Annotated in this window: 22 protein-coding genes; 10 read left to right on the top strand and 12 right to left on the bottom strand. The window is 52.0% G+C overall.

Annotated features, from left to right (window positions below):
* Positions 1–50 precede the first annotated feature (50 nt).
* The 9 genes from AC0KVQ_RS00810 (at position 51) to AC0KVQ_RS00770 (ending at position 8,190) form a co-directional block, all read left to right on the top strand.
* Positions 51–854, top strand: coding sequence for a cytochrome C assembly family protein (locus AC0KVQ_RS00810; protein WP_473419197.1), 804 nt, complete (start codon positions 51–53; stop codon positions 852–854).
* 304 nt (positions 855–1,158) lie between these two features.
* On the top strand, positions 1,159–2,868 hold the full coding sequence (gene pilB / locus AC0KVQ_RS00805; RefSeq protein WP_473419196.1) for a type IV-A pilus assembly ATPase PilB: 1,710 nt from the start codon (positions 1,159–1,161) through the stop codon (positions 2,866–2,868).
* Between the two features lie 26 nt (positions 2,869–2,894).
* Positions 2,895–4,124 (top strand): type II secretion system F family protein, encoded by a 1,230-nt coding sequence (locus AC0KVQ_RS00800; RefSeq protein ID WP_473419195.1) that lies wholly within the window; start codon positions 2,895–2,897, stop codon positions 4,122–4,124.
* On the top strand, positions 4,124–4,981 hold the full coding sequence (locus tag AC0KVQ_RS00795; protein ID WP_473419194.1) for a prepilin peptidase: 858 nt from the start codon (positions 4,124–4,126) through the stop codon (positions 4,979–4,981). The genes AC0KVQ_RS00800 and AC0KVQ_RS00795 overlap by 1 nt, the downstream gene beginning before the upstream one ends.
* A complete protein-coding gene (coaE, locus tag AC0KVQ_RS00790) occupies positions 4,968–5,591 on the top strand; it encodes a dephospho-CoA kinase (RefSeq protein ID WP_473419193.1) in 624 nt (207 codons plus the stop codon). Before AC0KVQ_RS00795 ends, coaE begins: the two co-directional genes overlap by 14 nt.
* Before the next feature lie 55 nt (positions 5,592–5,646).
* Complete coding sequence (gene zapD, locus AC0KVQ_RS00785; protein WP_473419192.1) at positions 5,647–6,405, top strand: cell division protein ZapD; 759 nt, start codon at positions 5,647–5,649, stop codon at positions 6,403–6,405.
* A complete protein-coding gene (locus AC0KVQ_RS00780) occupies positions 6,402–6,590 on the top strand; it encodes a DNA gyrase inhibitor YacG (RefSeq protein ID WP_473419191.1) in 189 nt (62 codons plus the stop codon). Before zapD ends, AC0KVQ_RS00780 begins: the two co-directional genes overlap by 4 nt.
* A 57-nt stretch (positions 6,591–6,647) precedes the next feature.
* The gene (locus tag AC0KVQ_RS00775) at positions 6,648–7,421 is read left to right on the top strand and encodes a GNAT family N-acetyltransferase (RefSeq protein WP_473419190.1); all 774 of its coding nucleotides are present in this window, start codon (positions 6,648–6,650) and stop codon (positions 7,419–7,421) included.
* Positions 7,422–7,587: 166 nt separating this feature from the next.
* The gene (locus AC0KVQ_RS00770) at positions 7,588–8,190 is read left to right on the top strand and encodes a lysophospholipid acyltransferase family protein (protein WP_473419189.1); all 603 of its coding nucleotides are present in this window, start codon (positions 7,588–7,590) and stop codon (positions 8,188–8,190) included.
* Here AC0KVQ_RS00770 and AC0KVQ_RS00765 read toward each other — a convergent pair.
* Positions 8,161–8,985, bottom strand: a complete 825-nt coding sequence (locus AC0KVQ_RS00765; RefSeq protein WP_473419188.1) for a symmetrical bis(5'-nucleosyl)-tetraphosphatase — start codon at positions 8,983–8,985, stop codon at positions 8,161–8,163. The two genes, AC0KVQ_RS00770 and AC0KVQ_RS00765, sit on opposite strands and share 30 nt — an antisense overlap.
* A 35-nt stretch (positions 8,986–9,020) precedes the next feature.
* Here AC0KVQ_RS00765 and AC0KVQ_RS00760 point away from each other — a divergent pair, with 35 nt between their 5' ends.
* Positions 9,021–9,914 carry an HDOD domain-containing protein gene (locus AC0KVQ_RS00760; RefSeq protein WP_473419187.1) on the top strand — a complete coding sequence of 298 codons (894 nt, stop codon included), beginning with the start codon at positions 9,021–9,023 and terminating at the stop codon, positions 9,912–9,914.
* A gap of 45 nt (positions 9,915–9,959) precedes the next feature.
* Here the strand turns inward: AC0KVQ_RS00760 and rplQ are convergent, their stop codons facing one another.
* The 11 genes from rplQ to rpsE form a co-directional block, all read right to left on the bottom strand.
* Positions 9,960–10,349 carry a 50S ribosomal protein L17 gene (gene rplQ, locus AC0KVQ_RS00755; protein ID WP_473419186.1) on the bottom strand — a complete coding sequence of 130 codons (390 nt, stop codon included), beginning with the start codon at positions 10,347–10,349 and terminating at the stop codon, positions 9,960–9,962.
* A 27-nt stretch (positions 10,350–10,376) separates the two neighbouring features.
* A complete protein-coding gene (locus AC0KVQ_RS00750; protein WP_473419185.1) occupies positions 10,377–11,360 on the bottom strand; it encodes a DNA-directed RNA polymerase subunit alpha in 984 nt (327 codons plus the stop codon).
* 34 nt (positions 11,361–11,394) lie between these two features.
* Positions 11,395–12,015, bottom strand: a complete 621-nt coding sequence (rpsD, locus tag AC0KVQ_RS00745) for a 30S ribosomal protein S4 (protein WP_473419184.1) — start codon at positions 12,013–12,015, stop codon at positions 11,395–11,397.
* 13 nt (positions 12,016–12,028) lie between these two features.
* A complete protein-coding gene (rpsK, locus tag AC0KVQ_RS00740; RefSeq protein WP_473419183.1) occupies positions 12,029–12,421 on the bottom strand; it encodes a 30S ribosomal protein S11 in 393 nt (130 codons plus the stop codon).
* A gap of 18 nt (positions 12,422–12,439) precedes the next feature.
* On the bottom strand, positions 12,440–12,802 hold the full coding sequence (rpsM, locus tag AC0KVQ_RS00735) for a 30S ribosomal protein S13 (protein ID WP_473419182.1): 363 nt from the start codon (positions 12,800–12,802) through the stop codon (positions 12,440–12,442).
* A gap of 61 nt (positions 12,803–12,863) precedes the next feature.
* Positions 12,864–12,977: a 50S ribosomal protein L36 gene (rpmJ, locus tag AC0KVQ_RS00730; RefSeq protein ID WP_018748524.1), complete on the bottom strand. Its 114-nt coding sequence runs from the start codon at positions 12,975–12,977 to the stop codon at positions 12,864–12,866.
* A gap of 38 nt (positions 12,978–13,015) precedes the next feature.
* The gene (infA, locus tag AC0KVQ_RS00725; protein ID WP_473419181.1) at positions 13,016–13,234 is read right to left on the bottom strand and encodes a translation initiation factor IF-1; all 219 of its coding nucleotides are present in this window, start codon (positions 13,232–13,234) and stop codon (positions 13,016–13,018) included.
* 4 nt (positions 13,235–13,238) lie between these two features.
* Positions 13,239–14,546 (bottom strand): preprotein translocase subunit SecY, encoded by a 1,308-nt coding sequence (secY, locus tag AC0KVQ_RS00720; protein WP_473419180.1) that lies wholly within the window; start codon positions 14,544–14,546, stop codon positions 13,239–13,241.
* A gap of 25 nt (positions 14,547–14,571) precedes the next feature.
* Entirely contained in the window at positions 14,572–15,006 is a 435-nt protein-coding gene (gene rplO, locus AC0KVQ_RS00715) for a 50S ribosomal protein L15 (RefSeq protein ID WP_473419179.1), read from the bottom strand.
* The gene (gene rpmD / locus AC0KVQ_RS00710) at positions 15,007–15,192 is read right to left on the bottom strand and encodes a 50S ribosomal protein L30 (RefSeq protein WP_473419178.1); all 186 of its coding nucleotides are present in this window, start codon (positions 15,190–15,192) and stop codon (positions 15,007–15,009) included.
* 1 nt (position 15,193) lies between these two features.
* Complete coding sequence (gene rpsE / locus AC0KVQ_RS00705; RefSeq protein ID WP_473419177.1) at positions 15,194–15,703, bottom strand: 30S ribosomal protein S5; 510 nt, start codon at positions 15,701–15,703, stop codon at positions 15,194–15,196.
* Between the last annotated feature and the right edge of the window lie 7 nt (positions 15,704–15,710).

The raw sequence follows: 15,710 nt of genomic DNA, 5'->3' as shown, positions 1-15,710 counted from the left end.
TCCCGCTCTGTTAGACTTCATAGACGCCCATTTTAACCGAAGTTAGCACCGTGCCCTGGTTCGCTCTGGCTGCTCTTGCAATTTATCTTGTACTGGCAGGCATCACTTGTTCCGGCAAGCGAGCCGGCAGGGGCGCGCCTATCAGCATCGAGCTTGCATTGCTTGGCATTGGCCTGCTCCTGCACGGAACGGCGATCTTCACCCCATTCACCCACCCGCAGACCCTGCATTTCGGAGTTGCCGAGGCACTCTCCCTGATTGCCTGGCTGGCTCTGGCCATCTATCTGGCCGGACAAATCGTGTGGCGACTTCAAGCACCACTGACCATCCTGCTCAGCCTTGCGGCCATCTTTCTGCTGTTATCGCTACTGCTGCCAAGCGGCCCCGCCCTGAGCTATACACTGACGCCGCTGGCGCGCATGCATTTGCTGCTGGCCATGCTGGCATACAGCATGCTCACCAACGCAGCAGCAGTAGCCTTGCTGATGCGATTTGCAGACCGACGCCTGCATCACCCGCGAACGAACCTGCTCCAGCACGCATTACCGCCACTACTTACCTTGGAGAGGCTGCTTTTTCTATGCCTCTGGCTGGGCTTTGCGCTCCTGACTCTGGCGCTTACAAGCGGAACTTTGTTCGCAGAACACGTATGGGGACACCCCATCGCATTCAATCACAAGATTGCATTTTCGGGCATTGCCTGGCTTGCATTTGGCACCTTACTGGCTGGCCGCATTCTGCGAGGATGGCGTGGACGATTTGCCGCCAACTGGACCCTGGCAGGTTATCTCCTGCTATTCCTCGGCTATATTGGCACGCGTTTTGTTCTTGAATTCATCCTGCATCGAGTTTGACAATTCCAGTCTCTGCCGTACCCGGTATCGACCGTAAATACCTCACCGCAAATGCTGCCCAGCAGGGCATGCCCATCACCATTGAAACACATCAATACAAAGATCGATCTCGTTCCCGCAATTGATTGAGCATTGCATGAACTCCCCACCACGCCAGTACCGCATCGGAAATGCAGCACCCGCCCTCAATTGATCCCTTCGCCGAAAAAACCTCAGATCTGCTAGACTGCCAATGCCCGGCGAGTTGCTTGAATTCCGGCAGGCACCCAGATAGTCTGAATACGCCGATTGAGATAGAACTGCCATGGACATACCGAATTTATCCGGCCTTGCACGCTTGCTTGCTCAGCACAACCTGATCAGCGAAGCCGATGCCGCTGCATTGCAGACTGCAGCAAGCACTAGCAAAACACCCTTTATCGAGCACCTGATCCGCAGCAAAAAAATGTCGGCACTGGATATTGCCGGCTTTTGCTCGCAGGCATTTGGCTATCCAATGCTTGATCTTGACCAAATCGATTCAGCCTATATTCCGCAAGGCGTGCTGGACATCAAGGTCATGCTGGCACAACGCATTGTGCCACTCTTCAAACGCGGCGCAACCAAGCTGTTTATCGGCATTTCCGACATCACCAATATTCAAGCCGTTGAAGAAGTCCGCTTCCAGACAGGGCTCCAGGTTGAATTGATCGTGGTCGAAGACCCGAAGTTGTCAACCATGATCGACAAACTGGTCGAGGCAAGCGGAGCCAACATCAAGAACATGGTGATGGATGTCGCCGAACTGGAAATCAGCAGCGGAGAAGAAGAAACACAGCCAGATGCCGCCGTTAATGCCGAAGTTGATGACGCGCCCGTCGTCAAATATATCCAGAAAATTTTGCTGGATGCGATCAATAGCGGCTGTTCGGATATCCACTTTGAACCCTTTGAAAAGTTCTATCGGATCCGCTACAGGCAGGATGGCGTGCTGCGCGATATTGCCCAGCCTCCGCTGGCATTCAAGGAAAAAATCGCCTCGCGCATCAAGGTCATTTCCAAACTCGATATATCAGAAAAACGCATTCCGCAAGACGGGCGCATGAAACTGGTTTTATCCAAAAATCGCGCTATCGATTTTCGGGTGTCCACATTGCCAACGCTGCACGGCGAAAAAATCTGTATGCGGATTCTCGACCCGACCTCGGCCACGCTCGGCATCGATGCGCTTGGCTATGACCCCGACCAAAAGGAAGCGCTGCTCAATGCGATCCAGCGCCCTTATGGCATGGTATTGGTAACAGGCCCAACCGGATCAGGCAAAACCGTCTCGCTTTATACCTGCCTGAATTTGCTGAACAAGCCTGATATCAACATTTCAACCGCGGAAGATCCGGCCGAAATCAACCTGGCCGGGATCAATCAGGTCAACGTGAATGAAAAGGCCGGGCTCACCTTCTCTGTCGCGCTCAAGGCATTTTTACGCCAGGATCCGGATGTCATCATGGTCGGCGAAATCCGCGATTACGAAACAGCCGACATCGCCATCAAGGCAGCCCAGACTGGCCACATGGTATTCTCGACATTGCATACCAACGATGCCCCCTCAACCCTGACCCGGATGCTTAACATGGGGGTACCGGCCTTCAACATTGCCTCCTCTGTCATCATGATCACGGCGCAACGGCTGGCCAGGCGCCTTTGCCCCGCCTGCAAAGCCCCCATCGAGATTCCGGCTCCGGCGCTGCTTGAAGCAGGTTTTTCGGAAAGCGATCTTGACGGCAACTGGACAACCTACCGCCCGGTAGGCTGCGACCAGTGCAAAAATACCGGCTACAAGGGACGCGTTGGCATTTATCAGGTCATGCCCATCACGGATGAAATGAACCGGTTGGTCATGCAGGGCGGCAATGCCATCGATATTGCCGATCAGGCTCGGCGCGAAGGCGTCAGAGACCTGCGCCAGTCCGGTTTGATCAAGGTCAAGCAAGGACTAACCTCACTGGAAGAGGTTATGGCCGTCACCAATGAATAAGACACACCAGCCAGGAGACCCTCCCAATGGCAGCACCCGCCAAAAAAACAGCCGTTAAGGTCAAGGAGTTCACCTTCCAGTGGGAAGGCAAGGACAAGGCCGGCAAAATCATAAAGGGCGAAATGCGCGCCAGTGGCGAGAATGTGGTCAAAAACACGCTACGCCGGCAAGGCATTCTGGTCCTGCAGATCAAAAAACAGCGGCTGCGGGCGGGACGAAAAATCACCGACACCGACATCACCATGTTTACGCGGCAATTGGCCACGATGATGAAATCTGGCGTGCCGTTGCTGACCTCCTTCGACATCGTCGCCAAGGGACACAGCAACCCTTCTGTCACACGTCTGCTGATGGACATCAAGGCAGATATCGAGACCGGCTCATCGCTCAACCAGGCATTTCGCAAGCACCCTGCCTATTTCGATAGCCTGTACTGCAATCTGGTACAAGCAGGCGAGCAGGCCGGGATTCTGGACACATTGCTCGCTCGCCTCGCCACATACAAAGAGAAGATTCTCGGGGTCAAGAAAAAGATCAAATCGGCAATGTTTTATCCTGCATCCATCATCGTTGCCGCCTTTGTAATTACAGCAATCATCATGATCTTCGTGATCCCTGCATTCAAGGATCTCTTCTCCAGCTTTGGTGCAGATTTACCCGCCCCAACCCTGCTGGTCATGGCCATCTCAGACTTCTTTGTCGACTATTGGTATTTGATTTTCGGCAGCATATTTGGCGGCGTGTACGCTTTTTTGAAAGCATGGCGTCGACTGGAATCGGTACAAATCTTTATGGATCGATTTGTGCTCAAGCTGCCAGTCCTGGGAGAGATCGTCCGCAAGGCCACGCTCGCACGCTGGGCTCGTACCCTATCCACCATGTTTGCCGCAGGCGTTCCACTGGTGGATTCACTCGATTCCGTGGGAGGCGCTGCCGGCAACCACCTCTACAAGATCGCCACCCAGCGCATTCAGTCGGAAGTCTCCACCGGCACCAGTCTGACGATTGCGCTGCAGAACACAGGCATATTTCCCAACATGATGCAGCAAATGGTATCGATCGGCGAGGAGTCGGGATCGCTTGATGCCATGCTCGGCAAGGTTGCCGACTATTACGAAGAAGAGGTCGACAACGCTGTCGAGGCACTTTCCAGCCTGATGGAACCAATCATCATGGTGGTACTGGGTGTTCTGATTGGCGGGCTGGTGATTGCCATGTACTTGCCGATCTTCAAGATGGGGGCGGCAGTAGGTTAATGGACTGGCTGAATACTGATTTCATCTGGCTGCTTACGCTGGCCGGATTATTGGGACTGCTGATCGGCAGCTTCCTTAATGTAGTCATTCATCGCATACCCATCATGCTGGAAAACGGTTTTCGGCATGAATGCGCTTGTCTGGATTTGGCCGATGATGCCGACATTCCCGCACCAGCGGCATTCAACCTGGTAACGCCGCGCTCCACCTGCCCGCACTGCGGCCACCAGATCCGCGCCTGGGAAAACATTCCCGTAATCAGCTGGCTGCTGCTGCGCGGACGTTGCAGCAAATGCAAAGCAGGTATCAGCGTACGCTACCCGCTGGTCGAACTCCTTACCTGCATGATCTCGACCGGGATCGTGTGGCACTACGGTGCCAGCTACCATGCACTGGGTGCCATGGTTTTTGCCTGGTTCATCATCGCCTTGATTTTTATTGATGCCGATACCAGCCTGCTGCCTGACAGCCTGACCCTGCCGCTACTATGGCTGGGATTGCTGTTCAACCTTGACTCAGGCTTTGTGCCGCTTGCCGATGCTGTCATCGGTGCCGCAGCAGGTTATCTTTCCCTATGGAGCGTGTACTGGGCATTCAAGCTGGTCACCGGCAAAGAAGGGATGGGCTATGGCGACTTCAAGCTGCTCGCAGCACTCGGCGCTTGGCTGGGCTGGCAGATGCTCCCGGTCATTATTTTGCTTTCATCGCTCAGCGGCGCACTATTGGGCATACTGCTGATCCTGCTATCGCGCCACGGCATGGGCAAACCCATGCCATTTGGTCCTTATCTCGGAATCGCCGGACTCCTTGCCATGTATTGGGGCTCGTCATTGGTTGCCTGGTATGGCTTGTCCTGATCAATTTATTGTCGGTCTCACCGGCGGAATTGGCTCAGGTAAAAGTTGCGCAGCACAACTTTTCGCGCAACACGGCGTGCGCGTGGTCGATACGGACGAAATCAGTCACGCCCTGTCAAAGCCCCCCTCACCAGCGCTGATTGCCATCGCGCAAGAATTCGGCTCCGAATTTATTTGCCCGAATGGCACCATGGACCGAGCGCGCATGCGTTCATTGGTATTTTCCGACCCCGTCGCACGAACCAAGCTGGAAAGCATATTCCACCCACTCATCCTGGCGCAGACAGAACAAATCATCACCACCCCTACCACCGCCCCCTACACCATGCTTGTAGTTCCGCTGCTGTTTGAAAAGTCTTCATTCAAGACGTTCATTCAGCGCAAGGTTGTCGTGGATTGCCCGGAAGAAGAACAGATCGCGCGAGTAATGAACCGCAGCCAGCTATCCTTCCATGAAGTCCTTGCCATCATGGCAACGCAAATCAGTCGCCAGACGCGCTTGCTGAATGCAGATGACATCATCCTTAACAACGGAAGCCTCGAGCTGCTCGATGCGCAAGTAACCCGTTTACATCAGCGCTATCTGATGCTGGCCAATAGCGTACAATAGACACTTTGAAATCGGCGGCACGCAGCCCCATTGAACCAACTGAACGGTGCCCTTAGTGATCCATTATGAGTTTCCCACCAACGAACGTATCCGGACGCTGCTGCGCCTGGAGGATCTTTATGATCGTACGGTCTATTACGTGGAGCAGGAACATGCGCTGGATCATCATGCTGCGCTGCTTGGCCTGTTTGAAATCATGGAGGTTGCTGGCCGGGCCGATCTGAAATCTGATCTGCTGCAGGAACTGGAACGTCAGCGGCTTGCCCTGATTGCGCTCCGTTACAACCCAGATGTGTCAGAAGAAATCCTGGAAAGCGTACTCACGGAGATTGAAAGCACGCACGCACGCTTACTCGACATGACTGGAAAGTTTGGACAGCATTTGCGCGATAACGAATGGCTGATGGCCATCAAACAGCGCATCAGCATTCCCGGCGGCGTGTGTGAGTTCGACCTACCCTCCTATCATTTCTGGCGACAACAAAGTGCGGAAGTCCGCCAAAAAGATCTGCGCAGCTGGCTAACACCACTACTGCCAATTCATCACGGCCTGGAAATTGTGTTGCGGTTATTGCGCGACTCATGCAAAACCAACACCTACACTGCCAAAAACGGGGTATTTCAACAAATGTCGGGGGGAAAGTCAGTGCAAATGCTGCGTATTTCCCTGGACTCACAACTGGCTGCCATTCCAGAACTCTCCGCCAATCGTTACGCCATCAACATCCGCTTTGTCTGCCCATCCACCACCGGCGACAGAACAAAACTTGTAGCAGATGACATTCCGTTCACCATTGGCTACTGCAATCTGTGAACACTACCCAACGTAAAGTCCGCTGCCCGCAATGCGGCCAAGAGGCAGCCTACCATCCCGACAATAAATACCGCCCATTCTGTTCTGCGCGTTGCCGTCAGATAGATCTTGGACAGTGGGCAGATGGCAGCTATCGTATTCCCATTGAATCCGACAGCATCGATCACGAATCCGTCATGCAATAGTCACAGCCTCGTCACACGTCAGCATTATTGTTTCGTCCAGTTACTGGAGAAACAACGATGCTGCAACTTGATACACCCCCACGCATTCAACCATCCAGGCCCCATCGCCTATCGTTTTGCCTGGCACAATCCGAATCAGATGTCCGCGCGGCTCAGGCATTGCGCTATCAGGTTTTCGCAGAAGAAATGGGCGCCCGCATCAAATCGCGGGAACCCGGCCTGGATCAGGATTTATTTGATCCATATTGTGATCACCTCATTGTCCAGCATGGCGAGAGCGGCGAGGTTGTGGGCACGTACCGCATCCTGCGCCCCGATGCGGCACGTCGACTCGGTAGCTATTACTCCGACACGGAATTTGACCTGACTCGTCTCAAGAACTTACGCAACCAGCTGGTTGAGGTTGGTCGCTCCTGTGTCCACCCGGAATATCGATCCGGTGCGGTGATTTCCACGCTATGGGCAGGACTCGCCCAGTACATGCAAATGCACGGCTATCAATATTTGATGGGTTGCGCGAGCGTCAGCATGGCTGATGGCGGCCATCATGCGGCCAGCCTGTATCATGAGTTGGTCAAAAATCATCTTGCACCAGCGCAATGGCATGTCACGCCGCGCTGTCCGCTTCCTGTGGATGCCCTTTATCAGGACATGCCAATCGAGACACCTCCGCTCATCAAAGGCTATTTGCGCGCAGGCGCCATGATCTGCGGCGCACCGGCGTGGGATCCGGATTTCAACACTGCGGATTTCCTCGTTCTTTTACCCATGCAGCATATCAATCAGCGATATGCGCGCCACTTCCTGAAAAATGATGTTTTTACCAACTAACTTGGGGGCAGATTGCCGTCGCCTCGTGCGTTTCATCCGGCTCAGCATGCATATCGCAACAGGCCTTGGCATTATCGCGCTGCATTTCCCCCACTGCAGCGGACACAAACGTCGCAGGCATATCAAGAACTGGTCGCAAAAACTTGTTCGCATTTTTGGAATTCGCGTGGAAATCCACGGTGAATTGCCAGACTCCTCAAAATCAGCACTGATTTTGGCCAACCATATCTCGTGGCTGGATATCTTTGCACTCAATAGTGCATTCACCGCACGCTTTGTTGCAAAGTCTGAAGTCTCAGCCTGGCCAATCATTGGCAGACTTTGCCGAGGAACCGGAACATTATTCATCAACCGCGATAACAAACGCGATACGGCCCGGATCAATGAGGCAATAAAAACAGCGCTGATACAAGGTGACCACATTGCCGTATTTCCGGAAGGAACCAGTACAGATGGCCAGCATATCCGTCCATTTCGATCATCCTTGTTGCAGCCGGCCATGGAGTGCCGGGCACTGCTGCAGCCTGCATGCATCCAGTATCTGGACGATCACGGCAAACGCACCAACGCAGCCGCGTACTGCGATGACATCAGCCTTGGAGAATCCGTCTGGAAGCTGCTTGGCCACGAAGGCTTGGTCATTCGTGTGCATTACCTGCCACCCATACATGCATCACAAAGCATGAATCGACGCGATGCAGCGCAGGCAATTGAAGCGAGCATACGGACACTGCATGGTTCAATCGACCGAATCCTGGTAGCGCCGTAGCGCCTGTACCTGGAAAACCTCACCATCCTCCAGCCTGATAGCGGTCAAACAGCCGCCCCAGACACAGCCGGTATCCAGAGACCAGACATCTTCCCGCAAGAACAAACCCAGTGCTGACCAGTGTCCACACACAATTCGGTGCTGCTTCGGCACCCGCAATGGAAAGTCAAACCAGGGCACCAACTGCTTCGGTGCCCTTTCCAATTCACCCTTGAATTTAAAATCCAGCGTTCCTGACGCAGCCACCATTCGCATGCGAGTAAACGCATTAACGGCAAGACGCATTCGATCCAGCGAACATAAATTTTCTGACCACGCGCCAGGATGATTGCCATACATGTTCAGCAGAAAAGCTCGGTAGTCATGCCCGGCAAGCACGGAGGAAACCTCATCAGCCAGTGCGCGCGCCAAGTCTTCATCCCATGCCGGCATAATGCCAGCATGCACAATCATTACATCATCCAGCGTGATCAGAAGTGGCTGAGAACGCAACCAATCCAGCAATGCCACACGGTCATCCGCGGTCAGAATTTCAGCCAGGGTATCGCCCTGCTTAAGCTTGCCCACACCCATGGCACAAGCCAGCAAATGCAGATCATGATTACCCAATACGGTTTGCACATGCGCCCGCTCCTGAAAGGCCCAACGCAATACCTTCAGCGAGTCGGGACCTCGATTGACCAGATCGCCAACCAGATACAATCGGTCGACCCCGGGGACGTATCCAATCTTGTCCAACAACAAGGTAAGTTCGTCAAAACACCCTTGGATATCACCGATTACATAACGTGCCATAATTATAAAAATGAGTCTCGATTTAAAGGACTAGGATGCTTGAAGCACCGCTGCATGATCTGAACAGCTGGGTACAGTACTTCTCCACACAGGAATTGCCCATTCTTGCCAGCTCGCAAGCCAAAATCCGTGAGCTGAATGGCAAACTGGATGATATCGGGTTACGCGACATTACCAACCTGGTAATTCACGATCCATTGCTTTCGCTGAGACTGGTACGCTATCTTGAATCGCACCGTCACACCAGCCAGATTACTGACGTCACAACACTGGATCGAATCCTACTCATGATTGGCCTGAGTGGGTTCTTTCGTTCGTTCGGCGCCAGTCACAGCCTGGAAAACAAACTTGCCAGCTACCCAGAGGCACTACAAGGCTGCAAACGTGTCTGCTATCGTGCCTATCTCGCCGCACGCATTGCATCAGGCATAGCCACACGCCGGCGCGACCTGGACCCCGCAGAAATTTCGACAGCCGTGCTACTGCACAATACAGCCGAGATTTTGCTGTGGGTAGAAGCACCAGTACTGGCCATGCGCATTTCCGAGCTTATGCGCAGCAATCCGGGCATGCGGAGTCGTGATGCACAGCGTACTGTACTCGGAATTTCTCTACACGAATTGCATTTGGCGCTGTTACAGAAATGGCATCTGCCGCAGCTGATGCGACATTTACTTGATGAAAGATTTAAAGACGAACCGCGTGTTCGAACCGTTCTGGTCGCCACAAGCGTCGCACGTCACATAAACAACGGTTGGCAAGATCCTGGTCTACCGGATGACCTCAAGGAAGCTTCAACATTGATCGGACTCGACCCAGATGGCACACATAGCCTGATTCAGAAAATCGCCATTGACGTTGCACGTGAATGGCAATGGTATGGCATCACACCAGCAGCCACATGGCTGGCACTTGCAACTAAACCATAAAAAAAGCCAACTCGAAAGTTGGCTTTTTCATTAAAAGCGCTGATATTATTCAGCAGCTTCTACAACTTCAGCATCTTCAGGGCGGTCAACCAGTTCAACATATGCCATAGGAGCATTGTCGCCCTGACGGAAGCCACACTTAAGAATACGCAGATAACCACCGTTACGGGCAGCATAGCGAGGGCCGAGAACGTCGAACAACTTCACAACGATTTCACGGTCACGCGTACGCGAAAAAGCCAAACGGCGATTAGCCAAAGACGGATTCTTGCCCAAAGTAATCAGAGGTTCCGCCACACGGCGAAGTTCTTTGGCTTTGGGAAGAGTAGTCTTGATCAGTTCATGACGCAACAAGGCATTAGCCAAGTTACGCAACATCGCAAGACGATGACTAGTCGTGCGATTCAGTTTGCGGTTAGCAAGACGATGACGCATTTGTCAGTTCCTTTCTAAATCAGCCTGTCAGGGCTTTTCCAAGCCTGCCGGCGGCCAATTTTCAAGACGCATACCGAGGGATAGCCCCTTGGAGGCAAGCACTTCCTTGATTTCATTTAGCGACTTGCGGCCAAGATTCGGTGCCTTAAGCAGTTCAGTTTCAGTACGCTGGATGAGATCACCGATGTAATAGATATTCTCGGCCTTGAGACAGTTCGCAGAACGCACTGTCAATTCGAGATCATCTACCGGACGCAGCAAAATCGGATCGATTTGCGGAGCCTGCGGTTTCTCTTCCGGAGCTGGGGTACCCTGCAGATCAGCAAAAACAGAAAGCTGATCAATCAGCATGCGTGCAGCTTCGCGGACAGCCTGCTCTGGTTCAATCACACCATTGGTTTCAACATCAATGACGAGACGATCCAAATCAGTACGCTGTTCAACACGCGCACTTTCAACCTGGTAGCTTACGCGACGCACCGGACTGAACGATGCATCGAGCATGATATTGCCGATCGTACGATTTTCATCCTTGGCAAGACGAACAGGCGCAGGTTGATAACCACGACCCTTTTCAACCTTGATTTCCATGTTCAACTTGCCGCCTGCTGAGAGGTGCGCGATGACATGGTCAGGATTTACAACGTCAACATCATGTGGCAACTGGATATCGCTAGCCTTGACTGGACCTTCACCTTCACGAGAAAGATTCAGCACAACAGATTCGCGACCATGCAGTTTGAGTACAACGCCCTTGAGGTTCAACAGAATATCAACGATATCCTCTTGTACACCATCAAGTGCGGAGTACTCATGAACAACACCCTCAATCTTGACTTCAGTCGGGGCGAAACCAGCCATCGACGACAACAGGATTCTGCGTAGGGCATTGCCCAGTGTATGGCCATATCCACGCTCAAAGGGTTCCATGACAACTTTGGCATGGGACGCACTCACTGCCTGCACATCAATAATGCGCGGCTTGAGCAATTCATTTGCGTTGTTTTGCATATGTCAGTATCCCTTGTCCGACCGGTTCAGTTAATTACTTAGAATAGTATTCCACGACCAGCGCTTCATTAATATCGCTGGACAGATCGGAACGTTCAGGCATGTTCTTGAACATGCCTTCCATTTTCTTAGCATCAACTTGAACCCAACTCGGGAAACCAATACCTTCAGCCAAAGACAAAGCTTCTTGGATTCGTGCTTGCTTTTTAGCTTTTTCACGAACAGCAACCACATCGCCGGCCTTAACCTGATACGACGGCACATTGACCACTACACCATTAACCGTAATGGCGCAATGAGAAACAATTTGACGCGATTCTGCACGGGTAGAGCCAAAACCCATGCGATATACAACGTTATCAAGACGTGATTCCAGAAGCTTCAACAGATTTTCACCTGTAGAACCCTTGGTGCTGGAAGCAGCCTCGAAATAACGGCGGAACTGACGTTCCAGAACACCGTAGATACGACGGATCTTTTGCTTTTCACGCAAATGCAGGCCAAAGTCCGAAAGACGGGGGGCCTTGGCACCGTGCTGGCCTGGGGCTTGTTCCAGCTTGCACTTGCTATCAAGCGAGCGACGTGCGCTCTTCAAAAAAAGATCCGCGCCTTCACGACGGGAAAGTTTACATTTAGGACCAATATAACGAGCCATTTCTTACTCCAGGTCAGATACGACGCTTCTTCGGCGGACGGCAGCCGTTGTGCGGAATAGGCGTAACATCCGAAATGCTGGTGATCTTGAAACCCAGTGCGTTCAATGCACGCACAGCAGATTCACGACCCGGGCCCGGACCCTTGATACGAACTTCGAGGTTCTTTACACCATATTCTTGGGCAACTTTACCAGCTGCTTCCGCCGCGACCTGCGCAGCGAAAGGTGTACTCTTCCGAGAGCCTTTAAAACCAGCACCGCCCGAGGTAGCCCAAGAAAGTGCATTCCCTTGGCGATCGGTGATGGTTATGATTGTGTTATTGAAAGATGCATGCACATGCACGATCCCTTCAGACACACTCTTTTTGACTTTCTTCCGTACACGCACTGTGTTTGCTTTAGCCATAACTTAGGAATCCTTAAATTACTTCTTGCCGGCGATCGGCTTGCGCGGACCCTTGCGGGTACGTGCATTAGTGCGAGTACGCTGACCACGAACAGGCAGTCCCTTGCGGTGACGGAAACCACGATAGCAGCCAAGGTCCATAAGACGCTTGATGCTCATGGTTACTTCACGGCGCAGGTCGCCTTCTACAGTGTACTTGCCGATTTCGTCGCGCAGTTTGTCAAGCTCAGCATCGCTGAGATCCTTGACCTTCTTGGTAGGCTCAACGGCAGTCGACGCACAAATCGCATAAGCGCGTGTGCGGCCAATACCGTAAATCGCCTGAAGGCCGATCACAGTATGCTGATGATTAGGTATGTTAACCCCAGCAATACGGGCCATACTTTCTTACCCCAGGTTGAAAAAGTTGCAGATTCTAGCACCTAGAGCCGATTGCTTGCAATCAGCCTTGACGCTGCTTATGTCGCGGATCCGTACAAATCACGCGTACTACGCGATTACGACGGATGATCTTGCAGTTGCGACAAATTTTCTTGACCGATGCCTGAACTCTCATCGTCTTTCCTTTCGATCAAAAATTTGAATTCCACACCATCACTTGGCACGGAATACGATGCGGGCCTTGCTCAGGTCATAGGGGGTCAACTCCACTGTAACCTTATCGCCAGGAAGAATACGAATGTAATGCATACGCATTTTCCCGGAAATATGACCAAGAACCACATGTCCATTTTCGAGTTTCACTCGAAACATTGCGTTAGGCAATGTTTCGAGTACTTCACCCGTCATCTGAATAACATCTTCTTTCGCCATAAACTTAAGCCACACCTTTGAAATTGGCTTTCTTCAGCAGGCCCTCATACTGGTGCGAAAGAACATAAGACTGCATCTGCGCCATAAAATCCATGGACACCACTACGAGAATCAACAGAGAAGTACCGCCAAAATAGAATGGTACGTTCCACTTGAGAATCAAGAACTCAGGAATCAAGCAAACGATCGTGATATAAATAGCACCGATCAGTGTCAGCTTAAGAATGAGTCTCTCAATATACTTCGCAGTATGATCTCCCGGACGGTAACCAGGGACCATGGCACCACTCTTCTTCAAATTATCAGCGGTTTCCTTCGGATTAAAGGTCAACGCTGTGTAGAAATAACAAAAGAAGATAATGGCTGCAGCATACAACAACACATACAAAGGTTGCCCAGGGTGCAGCTTATCGCCAATTGCCTTTAGCCAAGAAAGCTTTTCATTATTTCCGGTCCACGACAAAACCGTAGCAGGAAACAAAATGATTGATGAAGCAAAAATAGGTGGTATAACGCCAGCCATATTAATCTTCAACGGCAAATGTGTACTCTGGGCCTGCATGATCTTGTTACCGACCTGGCGCTTGGCATACTGAATAGGAACCTTGCGCTGCCCCCGCTCAATAAACACGACCGCTGCCGTAAGCAAAATCACACCAACAAACAAAAACAGTACCAGCAATATAGGCAACGCACCCTGATTGGCCAACGTAAGCGTTTTGCCAATAGCAGCAGGAACACCAGCTGCGATACCGGCACAAATCAGGATGGAAATGCCATTGCCAACACCACGCTCTGTAATCTGCTCACCCAGCCACATCAAGAACATGGTGCCGGTTACCAGAGTTACCATTGTCGTGAAGACAAACTGAGCTTTGCCCATTACAACCAAATCAGGCTGCCCATAAAGCATGACTGCAATACCAAAGCTCTGCGCCGATGCCAAAAGCACAGTTGCATAGCGAGTATATTGCGTAATTTTCCTACGTCCCGATTCGCCCTCTTTCTTTAGCTGCTTGAGATTCGGCAGAACCTCTGCCGCAAGCTGCAAAATAATCGACGCCGAAATATACGGCATTATACCGATTGCGAAAACGGTAAAACGCGAAAGAGCCCCACCGGAAAACATGTTAAACATGTTCAACAGGCCAGTTTGCGGCGAGTTGAACAACTTGGCCAACTCAACTGGATTGATCCCGGGAACCGGTATGTGAGCGCCGATACGATAGACGATCAGCGCTCCCACCAGAAACCAGACTCTTCTTTTCAGATCCGCAAATTTATTGACGGTTGCCTGAGCTGGAATAGCCACGTTATTGCCTTATCAAACTAGCAGGTTACTCAACGATGCTACCGCCAGCAGCTTCAATAGCTGCACGGGCACCAGCAGTCACTGTCAATCCCTTGAGAGTAACTGCACGCTCGATTGCGCCAGACAGTACAACCTTGGCCACTTGAGCATGTTGAGAAATCAGCCCTGCCTGGAAAAGCGTAAGCAAATCAATTTCATTGACCGGCAAAGCACTGATTTCAGACAAGCGAACTTCTGCAGTCTTGCCACGCGTCAAAGACTTGAAGCCACGCTTTGGCAAGCGGCGTGCCAGCGGCATCTGACCGCCTTCAAAACCCACCTTGTGAAAACCACCAGCGCGTGACTTCTGACCCTTGTGACCACGACCGGCAGTTTTTCCCAAGCCTGAGCCTATACCACGGCCCACACGACGCTTAGCGTGCTTGGCACCAACACCTGGTTGCAGGGTATTCAGTTCCATTTAGCCCTCCACCTTCAACAGATAGCTGATGGTGTTGATCATGCCGCGATTCGACGGCGTATCAATTACCTCAGCTGTTTGGCCGATCTTTTTCAGACCAAGACCATTGGCACATGCCTTATGGTTGGCCAAACGACCAATCAAACTTTTAACGAGCGTAACTTTGATTTTTTTTGCATCACTCATGTTATGCCCCCAAGATTTCCTCTACGGACTTGCCACGCTTAGCAGCAATTTCCGCCGGCGTGTTCAACTTGGACAACCCGTCCAAGGTGGCGCGCACGATGTTGTAGGGATTGGTCGAGCCATGGCATTTTGCCGTGATGTTGTGAATACCCATCACTTCGAACACAGCACGCATCGGACCACCGGCAATAATACCGGTACCTTCACGTGCAGGCTGCATGAACACTGTTGTCGCGCCATGCTTGCCGAATACGGTGTGCTGAATCGTGCCATTCTTCAAGGAAGCCTTCACCATCTTGCGACGGGCTTCTTCCATTGCTTTCTGCACAGCAACCGGCACTTCCTTCGACTTGCCCTTGCCCATGCCCACAGCGCCATCACCGTCACCAACAACGGTCAGTGCTGCGAACCCAAGAATACGACCACCCTTGACGACCTTGGTTACGCGATTCACGCTCACCATTTTTTCACGAAGGCCGTCCTTGCGATCTTCCATATCGTTTTTAGCCATTTTCAAC

The organism is Formivibrio sp. oc-25, from assembly GCF_055810895.1.
The sequence above is the reverse complement of the archived record's forward strand: the minus strand, read 5'-3'. Positions and strand labels throughout refer to the sequence as shown.

Excerpts from the sequence above, each read along its gene's own strand:
- pilB (WP_473419196.1), top strand. The coding sequence starts at position 1,159 with ATGGACATACCGAATTTATCCGGCCTTGCACGCTTGCTTGCTCAGCAC.
- AC0KVQ_RS00800 (WP_473419195.1), top strand. The coding sequence starts at position 2,895 with ATGGCAGCACCCGCCAAAAAAACAGCCGTTAAGGTCAAGGAGTTCACC.
- AC0KVQ_RS00795 (WP_473419194.1), top strand. The coding sequence starts at position 4,124 with ATGGACTGGCTGAATACTGATTTCATCTGGCTGCTTACGCTGGCCGGA.
- coaE (WP_473419193.1), top strand. The coding sequence starts at position 4,968 with ATGGCTTGTCCTGATCAATTTATTGTCGGTCTCACCGGCGGAATTGGC.
- AC0KVQ_RS00775 (WP_473419190.1), top strand. The coding sequence starts at position 6,648 with ATGCTGCAACTTGATACACCCCCACGCATTCAACCATCCAGGCCCCAT.
- AC0KVQ_RS00765 (WP_473419188.1), bottom strand. The coding sequence starts at position 8,985 with ATGGCACGTTATGTAATCGGTGATATCCAAGGGTGTTTTGACGAACTT.
- AC0KVQ_RS00760 (WP_473419187.1), top strand. The coding sequence starts at position 9,021 with ATGCTTGAAGCACCGCTGCATGATCTGAACAGCTGGGTACAGTACTTC.
- rplQ (WP_473419186.1), bottom strand. The coding sequence starts at position 10,349 with ATGCGTCATCGTCTTGCTAACCGCAAACTGAATCGCACGACTAGTCAT.
- AC0KVQ_RS00750 (WP_473419185.1), bottom strand. The coding sequence starts at position 11,360 with ATGCAAAACAACGCAAATGAATTGCTCAAGCCGCGCATTATTGATGTG.
- rpsD (WP_473419184.1), bottom strand. The coding sequence starts at position 12,015 with ATGGCTCGTTATATTGGTCCTAAATGTAAACTTTCCCGTCGTGAAGGC.
- rpsK (WP_473419183.1), bottom strand. The coding sequence starts at position 12,421 with ATGGCTAAAGCAAACACAGTGCGTGTACGGAAGAAAGTCAAAAAGAGT.
- rpsM (WP_473419182.1), bottom strand. The coding sequence starts at position 12,802 with ATGGCCCGTATTGCTGGGGTTAACATACCTAATCATCAGCATACTGTG.
- rpmJ (WP_018748524.1), bottom strand. The coding sequence starts at position 12,977 with ATGAGAGTTCAGGCATCGGTCAAGAAAATTTGTCGCAACTGCAAGATC.
- infA (WP_473419181.1), bottom strand. The coding sequence starts at position 13,234 with ATGGCGAAAGAAGATGTTATTCAGATGACGGGTGAAGTACTCGAAACA.
- rplO (WP_473419179.1), bottom strand. The coding sequence starts at position 15,006 with ATGGAACTGAATACCCTGCAACCAGGTGTTGGTGCCAAGCACGCTAAG.
- rpmD (WP_473419178.1), bottom strand. The coding sequence starts at position 15,192 with ATGAGTGATGCAAAAAAAATCAAAGTTACGCTCGTTAAAAGTTTGATT.
- rpsE (WP_473419177.1), bottom strand. The coding sequence starts at position 15,703 with ATGGCTAAAAACGATATGGAAGATCGCAAGGACGGCCTTCGTGAAAAA.